Genomic DNA, 14,645 nt, shown 5'->3' with positions numbered 1-14,645 from the left:
GGATATAATGAGATATAAAATTTTGTTATGGGACGGGTGGACAGTATGGTCAGTTTGCCCCAGCTTCGCATTTTGGTGGCCATCGCCGAATACGGATCGTTGTCGCAGGCCGCCTTCCATCTGGATATGACCCAGCCGGCCGTGAGCCGCCAAGTGCAGCTTTTAGAAGAGCATGTCGGCCAACGGATTTTCGATCGTGACGCAAAGGGGACTCGAGTTCGGCCGGAAGCTATGGTGCTGGTGGAACGGGCGCGGCGGATTGTAGCGGAGGTGGAGGCCTTTGCCGATGATCTCGACCGGGAAATGGTGCAGGGAGAAATCAAGATGGGCATTGTCCCGACAGCCTCGGCCCACCGTTTCCCTGATCTCTACCGCGGACTGGTGCAGCGATACCCGGGCTTGAAGATTGACGTGCATGAGATGTACACCGCCCAGTTGGTCGAAGGGGTGCGGCGCGGGAGTCTGGATTTGGCACTAGGATCGCTGCCCATGGCGGCAACCGACGTGGGGATTAGCCGCCTCTGGAAAGAGGAACTGCTGGCGATTTTTCCCGCTAATGAAGAAAAGCCGGTGCAAGCGGCGGAATTTCGCGATTTAGCGGCGCGTCCCTTTGTCGGCTTTGCCGTCGGACATGGACTATCACGCCGTGTGCTGGAGTTGTTTCATTCCCAAGATTTGCAACCAGACGTCCGCTATGAGGCGCGGGGCATCGCCACCGTGATCGGATTTGTGGCGGCAGGGCTAGGCGTCTCCGTGGTGCCGGCACCCATGGCCCGCATTTACCAGCAGGCCGGCTTGGTGCATGCTGCCCCCTTGGTTCCGCGCGCCTACCGAGAAATGATTCTCATCTATTCACCCAACCACCTTTTACGGCGGGCGGTGCGGGCCGCCGTGCGTTTCATGGAGTCGGCGTCGCAGCGCCCTGTTTGATGATCTAGGTACGCGACTCGCGCGTGGGATGCGGTCGCCCTTTTTATAGTTTAGGCAGTGAGTTTACGGCGGAGTTCAAACATCCGCCCGACCTTCGTGACGGGATAATGCCGAATCAGCGCGACGCATCGCGGAATGTGATAGACTATCGGGACCACAAGATTAACCTTTGGAGGGAACATGGGTGACGTCGTATTCTACGGGGCAGTGAGTCTCGACGGCTACTTGGCCCGGGAGAACCAAGCGCTCGACTGGCTGTTTGAGGCCGAAAAGGACGCGGAAGATATCGGCTACGAGGCCTTCTACGCCACGATTGATACCGTGGTCATGGGACGGGTAACGTACGACGAAGTTGTTCGCGGCGGCCGCGCCTGGCCTTATGCTGGGAAGCCTTCTTATGTCTTTTCGCGAACCAACCGGCAAGGCAACCAAGAGGTGACCTTCGTTCAAGAGGACCCGACGGCTTTTGTACGGGACCTGAAACAGCGGGCTCCCGGTCGCATTTGGGTCGTGGGCGGCGGCCTACTGCTCGCGCCACTCATCGCTGAAGGACTAATTGACGAGTATATTGTGCAGGTGGTTCCGCGCATCATCGGCCAGGGGATTCCGTTGTTCCATCGCATCGCCACGGAGACCGTGCTGGAACTGACCGACGTTCGCCGAATGGGCCAGTTCGCAGAACTACGCTATCGTACCCGGGAAGTTCGCGGACTGCCCATGTAAACGGTCCAGGACAAAAAGACGCTCGCGGCTGATTGCCCTCACGCCTGCTGCACAGATTGCTAGTCCCACAAATGAGTGGGAAGGTGCATCGACACCACCCAATTGGGGGCGTCAACAATCTCGGAAATCTTAAGATCGCCGGCTGCGCTTAACAGGAGATAGGCATCATCTGGTGCCAAACGCAGCTCGCGGGCTAGGCGCTCAATCATGTGTTCGACAGCCTGGCGGGCCGCCCGAAACAGATCAGGGCCGATTCCGGTGGTCACCCACGCGGGGCCCTGGCGGTGAGAGCGCGGATCGGTCTCGAGTTCCGGGCTTTTTAAGGCGAGCTTCTTCTTCACATCGATTTTAAGCGTCACCTGACCCGAGGTTTCGATGGCGGTTCCGGCCACCTCACCGTCGCCTTGCGCCGCGTGGGTGTCGCCCACCGACAACAGCGCTCCGGGTACGGCGACGGGAAGCCAGAGTCGGCTGTGGGCTGTCACGTGGCGAACGTCCATGTTGCCCCCTTGGACGGTAGGGGGGACCAGCGGGTGATCGCCTGGGATCTCTGGAGCGAGTCCGATGGTGCCGATGAAGGGACAAATGGGCACCCGGATTCCTGGGAGCATTTGGGCATATCCTGCGGTAATCTGCGAGATGCGAAGATGGGGTTCGGGGAAGGCGTCGGACAGCAGGCCAAATCCTGGAATATTGGCTGTCCATCCCCAGTCGGCGACGTCGACCGCCATGACGGTGATGACCAGGGCGTCGCCCGGCTGGGCGCCATCCACGAAAACCGGTCCGGTCACCGGGTTGACCCGCCCGAAGTCCAAGTTGGCGACTGTGTCGACAGTTGAGTCCGGATGCACCTGCCCGTCCGAGGAGTCCAAGATATCCAATGTCACCACGTCGCCGGGGCTGACATGAATCGCCGGCCTCTGATCCCGATTCCAGGTCGCATGGGTGGTGTCGGTCCGCAAATGAAATGTGGCCATGAAATTGCTCCTTTCTTTTCCAAGAACTTCGCCGCCCGCGTATCGTCTTCCTTCCGTGAGATTTCCGACAAATATCGACAATAAGAGCTGCTAAGTCGAACCTTGCTAATTAAAACAATCGTTGCATTGTTTGCAAAGGATAGTATAGACTCGTGATAGTTTCCTGATTTCATACAAGCCCTCAAACTAAGGAGGACACACATGACAAAGGGATCCATGTCGATTATGGCGGCTTCCGTTCTGGGATTGACTGCGGTCATTTCCGGTTGCGGAAGCGGGGTGGGCGGCGGTGGCGGTTCGACAACCGCCAGCGGCGGAACCATCACGGTGGGGACACTATATGCCTCATCTGGACAATTTTCGACCTCGTCGATGGGGGAGTATCAAGGTTTGAAGTTTTGGGCCCATGAGGTCAATGCTCAAGGCGGCGTATATGTCAAGGCGACCGGCAAAAAAGAGAAGATAAAGCTGGTCGCGTATAACGACCAGAGCTCCACCCAGACAGCCACCACCCAGTATCAGCAGCTCATCACCCAGAATCATGTGAATATGCTGGTAGCGGACTTCGGGTCGGTGCTCACGTCGGTGGGTGTGCCGATTGCCCAGGAGAACAAGATGCTCCTGTTCGACCAGTCTGGGTCAGGGACCACGTTCTTCGACAGCAATCCTCCCAATCCGTATATTGTTTTGACGTCCATTCAGGCCTCGTCTTTGTGGCCGGACTCGCTCTCCAACTATATCTTGCACAACAACATCAAGCGCGTAGCCATTATTTACGGGTCCAACGACTTTACCGGCGCTCAGGACACCACCTTGGTGAGCAACCTCAAGGCGGCCGGAGTCACGCCGGTGTATAACCATCCGGTACCGACCAGCACCACCAACTTCTCAGCGCTTTTGAACAGCGTGGCGGCGACTCATCCCGACATGGTCGTGGAGTTGGGCTATGACACCAACGATATTCCCTTCCTGCAGGCGGTCGATGCCAGCAAATACAAGTTTCCCAAGGTGTTTACCATCTTCCCCGGCCAGGAGTCGGCGCTGTTCGCCAAGGACATTGGGGTGAGCAATTTGGCCGGCACCTACACGTATGCGGCACCGCCGCTGACCAAGGTGACCGGGGTCAACTACGGCATGTCTCTGTCTCAGTTTACGTCCAAATTTGAGAAGTATGCTGGCGTGAGCAGTATTGACTTTGAGAACATCGCTGGGTACAACACCGGACTGATTTTGCAAAAGACGCTGGCGACAGCCACCAGCCTGAAGCAGACGGCATTTCGCCAGGCAGTCAACACCTTCTCCGGCAAGGTAACCACCATTGAGGGTACCTTCAAGATCAACACCAAGACCGGGGCTCAGGAAGGCTTGCCGTTCCCCATCGGCCAGTGGAGTGACAACAACGGCCAATTGGGCATTCACATTTACGAAAGCACCATTAAAGGCGAGCAGTAAGCCGGCCTCGGGAGTCCGGCCGGGGCGACGCTTCCCCATACGAGGCGAACCTCGGCCGGATTTTCTCATTTTCTTGCGCGTCATGATTGCTTAGGAAGGTTGGTGGAGACAATTCTTGCATACAGCATTATCGGCGGTATCCTGTTCGGCTTCTTTTACGCGCTCTTGGGGCTCGGTCTGAATCTCGTATTCGGGGTCCTCAAGATGGTGAATCTGGCCCACGGCGATTTCGTCATGCTGGGCGCCTATGGAGCGTATGTCGCCTACAGCACGTCCCACATCAACCCCTTGATTACGATTTTGGCGGAGATCGTGGCGTTCGGAATTGTCGGCATGGCGCTCTATTATGGCATCGTGCCTCGTCTTTTGAAGTCGCAGGACCCGGAAATGCTTTCCTTGATTTTGTTCTTTGGCGTCTCGCAGGCGATTGAGGCGCTGGCCACGTTGGCCTTCGGACAAAACACCCAGACGATGAACCCCAACGTGTTTGGCAACCACCCACTGGTCATTTTTGGTCAGCAGTTTGAAACCGCCTGGTGGGTGAGCGTCTTGGTGAGCGCCGTGGCACTGGCCCTGCTGTACCTGTTCTTGTACCGTAGCAAGCTCGGCCGGGCTACCCGGGCCGTGATGGGAAACCGGGAGGAAACGGCCGCCAGCGGCATCAATGTCAATCGGGTGTCGGCGATCGCGTTCGGCATTGGGTTGGCTTTGGCTGGTATTGCCGGTGCGTTAACGCCATTCATGCTGGGCGGGATCTATACCACGATGGGGGTAGGGATTACCGTCACCTCCTTCGCCATCATCGTCATTGGCGCCCTGGGAAATCCCTTGGGTACCATTATCGGTGGTGTGGTGTACGGGGTCGCGCAATTTTTGATGCAAAGCTATTTGCCCTCGTGGTCAGCCATGGCACCCTTCGTTTTGCTGCTCATCATCCTCTTGGTGCGGCCCGGGGGAATCTTAGGTAAGGGGGCTCGCTATGCTTAAGCGTCTGGGTTCAATGGGGCTCCCGCTTATCGTGCTGGTGCTCATCTTCGCGGTGGGCCCCTACACGGTGTTCAACAATCCCGCCACGCTCTTCCAGATGATGGCGTTTTTGGCGCTGGCGCAGGGGATTAACGTGTTGTACGGATTTACCGGATATTTGCCCTTTGGGTATGTGGGGTTCTTTGGCGCAGGCGCGTATGGTGCCTCCGTGGTGGTGCTTCAGTTGCACTGGCCTGTACTGCTCGGCATTCTGGCCGGCGGCGTGATCGCCGTGTTGATTAGCGTCATCCTGCTGCCCATGCTGCGCCTTTCCGGCGCCTACTTTGCCATTGGCAGTTTGGCGGCGGCGGAGATTGTCTACAATGTGGTGGCCAATCCCAATTTGCAGAAGGTCACGAACGGGCCGTACGGCATTAACCTTGCTCCGGTGTTCAACGCCACGCTCAGCTATTGGCTAATGCTAGTGCTGGTGCTGGTGGCGGTGGCGTTTGTGATTTGGCTGCGACGCTCGTCGTTTGGCTTCTCGCTCTTGGCTCTGCGCGATGATCCGGTGAGTGCCGGCATGGCCGGGGTAAATATTGTGCGCACACGTACTCTGGCGTGGTTGGCGAGCGCTCTCATCGCTGGGCTGGCGGGGGCCATATACGCTTGGCACATCTCGGTCTTCTATCCGAATTCCGTGTTTGACTTGAATATCAGCATCTTCGCCATTGTATTCACGCTCTTTGGCGGGCGGGCCACCGTCTGGGGCCCCATCATCGGCACGGTGGTTCTCTATGGGCTGTACAACTGGATTGGCATTTCCACGCCGCAGTATTTCCAGCTTGTCTATGGGCTTTTGATTGTGGCCCTGGTGCTGTTTTTGCCCAACGGGGTGATGTCGCTGATTGGGCGGCGCCGAAAGTCTCGCCAGGTTGAGCAGAAGGGGGCGGTCATGAATGTCTGAGAACGTCCTTGAGGTGCGGCAGGTGGTCAAGAAATTCGGCGGCTTCCGGGCGCTGGACGGGGTTAGTCTGAGCATCCGTCCTGGCGAAATACTCGCCCTGGTGGGTCCCAACGGCTCGGGAAAGACCACCTGCATCAATGTCATCTCCGGATTGTACCGCGCCGATGAGGGAGAGGTTGTCTTCCAGGGCCAGCGCATCAATGGGCTTCCCATGTCCGCCCTGGCCCGTCTCGGCATCAACCGTACCTTTCAGATTCCCAAACCCTTCAAGGCTCTGACGGTCGAGGAAAATGTGGATGTGGCGCACCGCAACATTCGGGCGGCCACGCCGCTGGTGGACGATCCGCTAGCCTTCGTCGGATTGGACGATGTCCGCGATCGAATGGCCAGTACGCTGAACAGCGGGCAGCAGAAGCTGTTGGATCTGGCTCGGGCGCTGGCAGGCGCTCCCAAGTTGTTGCTGGTTGACGAATTGGCCGCCGGCATGAATCCGGCGGAACTCACTGAGCTGGCCGCCAAGCTTCGTGAGGTGGCCAGCAAAGGAGTCGCCCTGTTGGTGGTTGAGCATCTCATGGGCTTCGTGAATCAGTTGGCCGAACGGGTGATTGTGATGAACGCGGGCAAGGAGATTTTCGAGGGGAGCTTGGCGGCTGCGGCGCAAGATGCGACGGTCGTGGAAGTCTACTTGGGGGGCTAGTCATGGACGCATTGCTGAAGGCCGAAGGAATGAACACCGGCTATGACCAGCTGCAAATTCTCTGGGACGCAGCCTTGGAGGTCAAAGCCGGCGAACGGGTGGTGGTGCTGGGATCCAACGGTGCCGGCAAGACCACCTTGCTGAAGTCCCTGGTGGGGCTTTTACCGCTCTGGAGCGGAACCGTTGAGTTTGACGGGCAGCCGGTGCACCGACTGCGAATCGACGGCCGCGTCCGTCGCGGCATGGCTTACATGTCGGAAGTGGGGATTATTGCCGATTTATCGGTGGAGGACAATCTTCGCATCGGCGGGTATTTCTCCTCCCGCGAGAAACTCAAGTCCAAGATGGAGGCCATGTTCGAGGAGTTCCCCATTTTAAAGGAACGCCGGCAGGAGGCGGCTGCCAGTCTCAGTGGGGGCCAGCGCAAGATGCTGGCGGCGGCTCGGGCGCTCATGGGCGACCCCAAGCTTTTAATTATGGATGAACCCTCCGCCGGCCTGTCGCCGTTACTGGTGACGGAAATATTGAATCTTGTCAAAAGCCTTGAGGGGCGAAACATCGCCTTTCTCATCGCCGAGCAGAACATTAAGTTTCTGGAAGTCGCCACGCGGGTCTATGTGTTAGATTCCGGGCGTATGATTTTCAACGGGACGGTGGACGAGCTGCAAAGAAACGACGCCATTCGGCGCGCCTATTTCGGCGTCGACGCGGTTTAAAAAGAGGCCCGTCGGCAGGCGGGCCTTTTTCAAAAAGCCGTCCAAGCAACCCGAAGAAAGGTGGCGTGATGGTGCGCATTACAGCAATTCACGAAAAGACTGTTCCCATCCAATCCAACATCCGCAATGCCTATATCGACTTTTCCACCATGACTGCGTCAGTGGTGGCGGTCGTGACGGACGTGGTGCGCGAGGGGCGGCCGGTCGTCGGGTATGGTTTTAATTCCAACGGGCGTTACGGGGCAGGCGGGCTTCTCCGTGAGCGCTTCATCCCCCGCCTGCTCGCAGCGGATCCGGCGCTTTTAGTGAATGAGTCCGGTGACAACCTTGATCCGCACCGCATCTGGCAGGTCCTTATGACGGGAGAAAAACCGGGGGGACATGGTGAACGATCGGTAGCCGTGGGCGTCTTGGATATGGCGGTGTGGGATGCGGCGGCAAAGATTGCCGAGAAGCCGCTCTATCGCCTCTTGGCTGAGCAATACGGCGACGGGAACACTGACGATCGCGTGTTTGTCTATGCCGCGGGCGGCTATTATCAACCCGGCAAGGGCCTCGGGGCGCTGCAGGATGAGATGCGGCAATATCTTGATTTAGGCTACCGGGTGGTCAAGATGAAGATTGGCGGTGCCGATCTCGCCGAGGATGTGCGCCGCGTCGAGGCCGTGATTGAGGTGTTGGACGGCGACGGGTCGCGGTTGGCCGTCGACGCCAACGGCCGCTTCGATCTTCGGACAGCCATCGCCTATGCCGATGCGCTTGCGCCCTATGGGCTCTTTTGGTATGAAGAGGCGGGCGATCCGCTCGACTACGGACTGCAAGCCGCGTTGAGTCAATATTATCCCGGCCCTATGGCCACGGGGGAGAATCTTTTCTCCCATCAAGACGTGCGCAACCTGCTCCGTTATGGCGGGATGCACCCGGAAACCGACTATCTGCAGTTCGACTGTGCCTTAAGCTATGGTGTGGTGGAGTATCTTCGGACGCTGGCGGTACTGAGGGAGCACGGCTGGTCGGCCCGGCGGGTCATTCCCCACGGCGGCCATCAGTTGTCGCTCCATTTGGCCGCCGGGTTAGGGTTAGGGGGAAACGAATCATATCCCGGCGTGTTTCAGCCCTTCGGCGGGTTTGCCGATGGGTATCAGGTGGACGACGGCTATGTGCGACTTCCAAAGACGCCCGGAATTGGGTTTGAACATAAGGCGGCCCTCTATCCGTTGTTGAAGAGCCTGCATGAATAGGAGGAATGAGCAATGAAGTTGGCTTGCGCTGAAGTGCATCATCATCAAGAGTTGGCCATCGTGACCGAAGGGGGCGTCTACGCCGCCGACGGGAGTATGGCCGACATTCTCCGCCGGGGGGACGAGGGGCTTCAGGAGTTAAAAGCCCAGGTCCGCGAGGCGGAAGAGGGCCGCCGGCAGCCTCTGGAACAATATCGTCTCCTGCCCCCGGTGCCCGAGCCTGGGAAAATAATCTGCGTCGGCCTCAATTATCGGCCCCACGTAGCTGAAGGCCACTTTGAGATACCCACGCATCCGGTGTTGTTCAATAAGTATGTCAGTAGCTTGGTTGGCGACGGAGCAACCGTGCGTGCCCCAGGGGATTCCGAGCAGCTCGACTATGAGGCCGAGCTGGTGATTGTGATGGGACGGCGCGCCCAAAATGTGAGTGAACAGGACGCCTTAAACTACGTCTTCGGCTACACCAACGGCAACGACCTCTCGGCCCGGGACTTGCAGTTCCGGACCCCGCAGTGGCTTTTGGGCAAAGCTGCCGACGGGTTGGCACCGATCGGTCCCTATATTGTCACTGCTGACGAAGTTCCGAATCCCGACCACCTCGAGATTCGGGGCTACCGCAACGGCCAGTTGGTCCAACACTCCAACACGGACCAGATGATTTTCTCCTGTCGGTTTCTGATTAGCTATATTTCGCGCTACATTACCCTGGAGCCCGGGGATCTTCTCTTTACCGGCACGCCCGAGGGGGTCATTATGGGCCAAGATCCGGCCGCCCGAAAGTGGTTGAGCCCTGGCGAGACCTTGACGGTGGCTGTCGAGGGGTTGGGGGAACTCACGACCCATATCGGCTAAGGCGAGTATCAAGAGGCGGTACGGGGTTTAAGCCGACTTAAGATAGCGGCGGCAATGAGCGCCAACAACACCAAGACGCTGACCAACCCGATGACTCCAGGCCAGCGCCAAGCGCTCCAAAAGATGCCGCCGACCGCTCCGAAGATGGATGATCCCGCGTAATAGAAGAAGAGGTACAACGAGGAGGCTTGGGCGGCAGAAGTCGCCGCCCGCCGGCCTACCCATCCACTGGCTACCGAATGCGCTCCGAAAAAGCCAAAGGTCATTAGCGCCAAACCCGCGATGCGGCCGGGAAGCCAGACAACCAAGGTTGTCAAAAGCCCCGCCAGCATAAGGGCAATGGCCAAAAACAGCATCCGGGGCCGCCCGCGGTGGTCGGCCATTCGGCCTAGCCAGGCGGAGCTCACCGTGCCGAATAAATAGACGACAAAGACCCAGCCTACCACCGTTTGGCTGAGCCGATAGGGGGGCGCCGTCAATAGGAAGGTAATGTAGTTGTAAACCGTGACAAACGACCCCATCAGCAAAAAGGGCAGGGCATAGAGGAGAATCAGACCCGGATCCCGGAAATTCTCCCGGACAGCCGGCCACAGATGATGAAAGGCGTCAGGATCTCTCTGAAAGCGGCGGGTTCGGGGCAAATTGCGAAAGAACCACACGGTGAGGAGAATGCTGAGGCCGCCGATCATTCCCAACGCTCCCCGCCAACCCCAGAGGTCTGTGAGCATTCCCACCAGAATCCTTCCGCCCATGCCCCCAATGGTTGTCCCGCTCACATACATCCCCATGGCCTGTCCCAGGGCTTGGGGCTCAATTTCTTCGCTCACATAGCCCATGGCGACTGCGGGCAGGCCGGCCAGTGCCACCCCCATCAGCGAACGGATCACCAGAAGCGCCCAAAAGGTCGGGGTGACGGCGCTCGCTAGAGCCAGAACGGCAGCACTTGCCATGGAGAGCGTCATGATGCGCTTGGGCCCCCATCGGAGGGACAGTGGCGCCGCGACAACCATGGCCAGGCCCATAAAGAGGGTGCTGAAGGAAAGCGAGAGGCTGGCCTCTGCTGGGCTGACGCGAAAGTGACCCGCCAACACGGGCAGCAGCGGCTGAACGCTGTAGAGCACCGCAAAGGTGACGAGAGCGCCGAGAAACAACGCGGAAATAGCCCGCCGAAAGTCGGGGGTGTTAAGGCGAATGTAAGCCATGGCCTCCCCTTGCTGTTTAATCAATTTGATATGCGCTCAGCGATTGCCACAGCCAGGCAAAGAATCGCTCAGTATCGATATCGACCGCCACCTCAATAGGCGGTCCGGAGGAGGCCGGAATGGTCTGGCCGAGGCGTTCGCCATCTTGCCGTTCCACGCCGAGCGGGGTCTTCATCCAGCGGAAGAACTCCGGGTGGATGAGGGCGGCCACCGACAGCACATCGTGGATGGGCATGCCATCCGCGCCGGCGTTAGGTTCGTGGCGGCCGAAAAAGCTGAACAATCCATAAAGCATCTCGCCCAGCGGCGGACGCAACGTGAGAAAGCGCGTCAACTGACCCGGATGAAGCAACGCCTGATGGGTGACATCCAGGCCTACCATGCGGGTGGGAATGCCACTCTGGACAACATAGTGAGCGGCGTCGGGATCGACAAAAATGTTGAACTCAGCGGTGGGCGTCACGTTGCCGCCGTTAAGAGAACCACCCATGAAGGTCACCGATGCGATGCGGGACCGCCACTGGGGGAACCCGATCAGAAAAGCGGCCACATTCGTTTGCGGCCCGGTGGCGATAATGTCGATGGGCTCCGGCGACTCTCGGAAGGCATCAGCCATAAGCTGAAGCCCATGGGGGGCATCGACCGGCTCCAGAGGCGAAAAGGTGTAGCCTTCCAGGCCAGACGCGCCATGAATTTCCCCCGCCGTGACAAGTGGGCGAAAGAGCGGGCGATCATAGCCGGGCGCCACGGGTATCTCCCGCCCGGCCGCATGAAGGACCCGTCGGGCATTCAAAAATGTTTTGTCCACGGTTTGATTGCCCGCGACAGTGCTGAGTCCCCGTACCGGCAAGGTGGCAAGCGCCGCCAAAAGAGCCAGAGCATCGTCGTGGCCGGGATCCATGTCCAGCCACACGGGGTGTTGAGCCATCAGCGTATCCCTCCTGAAGGGGGCGCGATGGGGGTGCTCCCCGTGGCCAGCATATCCATCAAAATGCGTTTGAACCGGGTACCGTTGGCCTGAAGAGAGACCCGGGCATTCGGCTCGTGTCCCAAGTCCCCCAATCGGTCGACAACTGACGTGCCTCGGGTGTGGAGCCCTTGAGTTTCGATGGTCACAAAATAGGGGGCGCTTTTGGTGAGAATGGTCGGATCCAATGCCATCGCCATGGTGAGCGAGTCGGGGTGCGTGGTGCCCAGTATCCCTTGGGTGCGGTTGAATTCCCGCGTTTTTCGCTGGGTTTGCAGAAAGAATCGACTCAAGGGCGTATCAAGACGCTCAATCTCAGCCAGGTCGGCGTCGTTCAGCACGCTGGACTCCAGGCAAACGTCCCAGCCCACCATGGTCATGTTGAAGTGGGCTTGAAAGACGATGGCCGCCGCTTCCGGATCGACATAAAAGTTGTATTCCGACAGCGGTTCGATGTTGCCCACTGCGTTGGCGCTGCCGCCCATCACCCAAAGATGGCTCACACGGTGGGCAAACTCCGGATCCTGGCGCACGGCCAGGGCGAGATTCGTCAACGGCGCCTGAGCCACAATCACCAAATCCCCCGCATAGCGTCGTGAAGCCTCGAGGAGAAATGCCACGGCGTGCTCGGATTCCGGCGTTTGCGAAACCGGCGGGTACCAGGCCTCACCCATGCCATCCTCGCCATGGACATAGGCGGCATTGACCCAGGGGCGGAGAAGCGGATTTCGCGCGCCGGGATAGACGGGAACTTGTCCAGCCTTGCCCGCCACCTCAATGGTTTTGAGGGCGTTGGCAACCTGGTAGTCGAAGGCCACATTGCCGCAATTGATGGTGATGCCCACAATGGAGACCCATGGTGTGTGGAGCGCCAGCAACAGGGAGACAACATCGTCTCCCGCGGTGTCCGTATCAATGATGAGATGCATATGCCCTCCTAATGGTGTCGAATTACGTCCGTCTTATTATACTCTTTGGCCGCTAGCCTCGAACGAGGCCGAGCTTTGGCGGCATGTCCGCCTTGGGGAACTTGTCCGGCTGTTTGAACGAGGAGGGGTGTCCGCTCGTATAGCGAATCCCTGTCGAGTGTGCGGGCGCTCCTCGTTCGAAGCCCCTCCCACCCATTGACAAATGCCGAGGGGATGGTTAGGGTAAAACCAACCGACCAGACGGTCGATTATCTAAGGGAAGCGGAGTTTTGAGATGGAATCCAGCGAAACGCTTGCCAAGCTCCCGCAAATTATTGAGGCGGCCACCCGCTGCTTTCAAGACAAAGGCTACGTGGCCACCACCTTGAATGACATCGCAGATGCGGTGCAGCTGCAAAAACCTACGTTGTATCACTACCTTAAGAATAAGAACGAATTGCTGTTTTTGGTCTTGAAGAATACCGCCGAGTCGTACAATCAGGCGCTCGAGGCGGTCGTCGCCAGTTCTCTTAGTCCTTGGGACAAAATGGACCGGGCCATCCGCCAGCACATTCACCTGCAACTCGAGCATCCCGGCACAGTCACCCTCTTTCGGGACGTGGGAGAGCTGGATAAGCCGTACCGTCGGGAGATTCGCCAAGCTCTGAAGCGATATCGCGAACTCTTACAGGAGATTATCCGCCAAGGTATTGAAGCCGGCCAATTTCGGCCCTCCGATGCGTCGATGGCGGCCTTGTTTGTGCTGGGCGCGATTAACTTCGTGCATCGCTGGTATCGCGAGAGAGGGCCGCGCTCGATTCCCGAGATAGCGGAATTTTACAGCGACACGCTTTTAAAGTCGTTATCGAAGTCATAATCCGGATGGAGGGGACCCCTATGTATCCCGAATTAAAGGATCGCACGGCGGTAGTCACCGGGGCAGCGCGCGGCATTGGCCGTGCCGAAGCGCTGCGTCTGGCGCAAGAAGGAGCCCAGGTAGCGGTGGTGGACTTGCGCCAGCAAGATGCCGAGGAGACGGTCAACCAGATTCGCTCCCAAGGCGGGCAGGCGGAAGCTTACGGGGTAAATGTCGCCGACGGGACTGCCGTAAAGGCAATGATGGAGGATGCAGCCCGGCAATTTGGGCCCATTGCCGTACTGGTGAATAACGCCGGCATAACCCGGGACAATCTGCTCTTTAAGATGAGCGACGAGGATTGGGATTCTGTGATTAACACCCACCTTAAGGGCAGCTTTCTCTGCGCCCGTGAGGCGCAGCGCTATATGGTGGATCAAAAGTGGGGCAAGATTGTCAACACCTCCTCTACGTCGGCACTGGGCAATCGCGGCCAGGCCAATTACTCGGCCGCCAAGGCCGGACTGCAAGGCTTCACTCGCACATTAGCCATTGAGTTGGGACCCTTCAACATCAATGTCAACGCGGTGGCGCCGGGATTCATCGACACCGACATGACCCGAGACACGGCCCGGCGATTGGGGCTCGAGCCTGACCAATTGAAGATCGGGGCGGCCAGCCGTATTCCGCTTCGCCGCGTGGGGGTGCCCGATGACATCGCCAATGTGGTGGCTTTCTTGTGCTCAGAGCAGGCCTCCTTTATCTCCGGGCAGGTGATTTACGTCCGCGGCGGGCCTGCAGAATAACGAACGACAAATCCACAAAGGAGAGAGTCGCATGGAAGATGCCGTCATCGTCGATGCGGTGCGCTCGCCGATTGGCCGGGCCCGCAAGGGGCGCTTAATTCATGAGCGTGCCGACGAGGTGGGCGGGTTCATTGTGGATGCGCTCATGAAGCGGGTGCCGGCCCTCGACCGGTCCGAGGTCGAGGATTTGATGGTGGGCTGCGGTGTCCCCGAGGGTGAACAGGGATACAACATGGCGCGGGTCATGGCGCTGATATCCGGTTTGGGCATGAATGTGCCCGGCACTACGGTGAGCCGCTACTGCGCCTCTAGTATAGCCATTCCTAAATAGCGTCCATGCTTTTTGCGTCCTCGGGCTTCCACTTCCAGCGAAACGGTACCGGAT

The 14,645-nt window shown here is 58.6% G+C and carries 16 protein-coding genes; 12 read left to right on the top strand and 4 right to left on the bottom strand.

The features are described from left to right. Positions 1-45: 45 nt before the first annotated feature. Positions 46-930 carry a LysR family transcriptional regulator gene (locus HIJ39_RS10545; RefSeq protein ID WP_243239542.1) on the top strand — a complete coding sequence of 295 codons (885 nt, stop codon included), beginning with the start codon at positions 46-48 and terminating at the stop codon, positions 928-930. Between the two features lie 180 nt (positions 931-1,110). Beyond that, positions 1,111-1,653: a dihydrofolate reductase family protein gene (locus HIJ39_RS10540; protein ID WP_169099438.1), complete on the top strand. Its 543-nt coding sequence runs from the start codon at positions 1,111-1,113 to the stop codon at positions 1,651-1,653. Between the two features lie 59 nt (positions 1,654-1,712). Here HIJ39_RS10540 and HIJ39_RS10535 read toward each other — a convergent pair whose 3' ends face one another. After that, positions 1,713-2,630 (bottom strand): acetamidase/formamidase family protein, encoded by a 918-nt coding sequence (locus HIJ39_RS10535; RefSeq protein WP_169099436.1) that lies wholly within the window; start codon positions 2,628-2,630, stop codon positions 1,713-1,715. 201 nt (positions 2,631-2,831) lie between these two features. Between HIJ39_RS10535 and HIJ39_RS10530 the strand changes: the two genes are divergently transcribed. The 7 genes from HIJ39_RS10530 to HIJ39_RS10500 all read left to right on the top strand — a co-directional run bounded on the left by HIJ39_RS10530 (position 2,832) and on the right by HIJ39_RS10500 (position 9,521). Then, the gene (locus HIJ39_RS10530) at positions 2,832-4,082 is read left to right on the top strand and encodes an ABC transporter substrate-binding protein (protein ID WP_207711610.1); all 1,251 of its coding nucleotides are present in this window, start codon (positions 2,832-2,834) and stop codon (positions 4,080-4,082) included. A 102-nt stretch (positions 4,083-4,184) separates the two neighbouring features. Beyond that, entirely contained in the window at positions 4,185-5,069 is an 885-nt protein-coding gene (locus HIJ39_RS10525) for a branched-chain amino acid ABC transporter permease (protein ID WP_338055141.1), read from the top strand. Continuing rightward, positions 5,062-6,015: a branched-chain amino acid ABC transporter permease gene (locus tag HIJ39_RS10520; RefSeq protein WP_207711608.1), complete on the top strand. Its 954-nt coding sequence runs from the start codon at positions 5,062-5,064 to the stop codon at positions 6,013-6,015. Before HIJ39_RS10525 ends, HIJ39_RS10520 begins: the two co-directional genes overlap by 8 nt. Further along, a complete protein-coding gene (locus tag HIJ39_RS10515; RefSeq protein ID WP_169099434.1) occupies positions 6,008-6,712 on the top strand; it encodes an ABC transporter ATP-binding protein in 705 nt (234 codons plus the stop codon). Before HIJ39_RS10520 ends, HIJ39_RS10515 begins: the two co-directional genes overlap by 8 nt. A 2-nt stretch (positions 6,713-6,714) precedes the next feature. Continuing rightward, complete coding sequence (locus tag HIJ39_RS10510; RefSeq protein WP_169099432.1) at positions 6,715-7,428, top strand: ABC transporter ATP-binding protein; 714 nt, start codon at positions 6,715-6,717, stop codon at positions 7,426-7,428. Positions 7,429-7,496: 68 nt separating this feature from the next. Then, positions 7,497-8,669 carry a mandelate racemase/muconate lactonizing enzyme family protein gene (locus tag HIJ39_RS10505; protein WP_207711607.1) on the top strand — a complete coding sequence of 391 codons (1,173 nt, stop codon included), beginning with the start codon at positions 7,497-7,499 and terminating at the stop codon, positions 8,667-8,669. Between the two features lie 12 nt (positions 8,670-8,681). Beyond that, positions 8,682-9,521: a fumarylacetoacetate hydrolase family protein gene (locus HIJ39_RS10500; protein ID WP_169099430.1), complete on the top strand. Its 840-nt coding sequence runs from the start codon at positions 8,682-8,684 to the stop codon at positions 9,519-9,521. 8 nt (positions 9,522-9,529) lie between these two features. Here HIJ39_RS10500 and HIJ39_RS10495 read toward each other — a convergent pair whose 3' ends face one another. Genes HIJ39_RS10495 through HIJ39_RS10485 form a run of 3 tightly spaced genes read right to left on the bottom strand, consistent with a single transcriptional unit; the run spans position 9,530 to position 12,619 of the window. Further along, positions 9,530-10,723: an MFS transporter gene (locus tag HIJ39_RS10495; RefSeq protein WP_169099428.1), complete on the bottom strand. Its 1,194-nt coding sequence runs from the start codon at positions 10,721-10,723 to the stop codon at positions 9,530-9,532. 16 nt (positions 10,724-10,739) lie between these two features. Then, positions 10,740-11,651, bottom strand: coding sequence for a nucleoside hydrolase (locus HIJ39_RS10490; RefSeq protein ID WP_169099426.1), 912 nt, complete (start codon positions 11,649-11,651; stop codon positions 10,740-10,742). Beyond that, positions 11,651-12,619, bottom strand: coding sequence for a nucleoside hydrolase (locus HIJ39_RS10485; protein WP_169099424.1), 969 nt, complete (start codon positions 12,617-12,619; stop codon positions 11,651-11,653). Before HIJ39_RS10485 ends, HIJ39_RS10490 begins: the two co-directional genes overlap by 1 nt. 274 nt (positions 12,620-12,893) lie before the next feature. On the opposite strand from HIJ39_RS10485, the gene HIJ39_RS10480 reads away from it, so the two are divergent. Genes HIJ39_RS10480 through HIJ39_RS10470 form a run of 3 tightly spaced genes read left to right on the top strand, consistent with a single transcriptional unit; the run spans position 12,894 to position 14,591 of the window. Further along, positions 12,894-13,475, top strand: coding sequence for a TetR/AcrR family transcriptional regulator (locus HIJ39_RS10480; protein ID WP_169099422.1), 582 nt, complete (start codon positions 12,894-12,896; stop codon positions 13,473-13,475). Between the two features lie 20 nt (positions 13,476-13,495). Beyond that, positions 13,496-14,260, top strand: a complete 765-nt coding sequence (locus tag HIJ39_RS10475; protein WP_169099420.1) for a beta-ketoacyl-ACP reductase — start codon at positions 13,496-13,498, stop codon at positions 14,258-14,260. Between the two features lie 31 nt (positions 14,261-14,291). Continuing rightward, positions 14,292-14,591, top strand: a complete 300-nt coding sequence (locus HIJ39_RS10470) for a thiolase family protein (RefSeq protein WP_243239540.1) — start codon at positions 14,292-14,294, stop codon at positions 14,589-14,591. Positions 14,592-14,645: the final 54 nt, after the last annotated feature.

Origin of the sequence: Sulfobacillus harzensis, assembly GCF_012933365.1 — a bacterium.
In the GTDB taxonomy this organism is placed as follows: domain Bacteria; phylum Bacillota; class Sulfobacillia; order Sulfobacillales; family Sulfobacillaceae; genus Sulfobacillus_B; species Sulfobacillus_B harzensis.
This window is presented reverse-complemented; position numbering and strand designations above follow the sequence as displayed.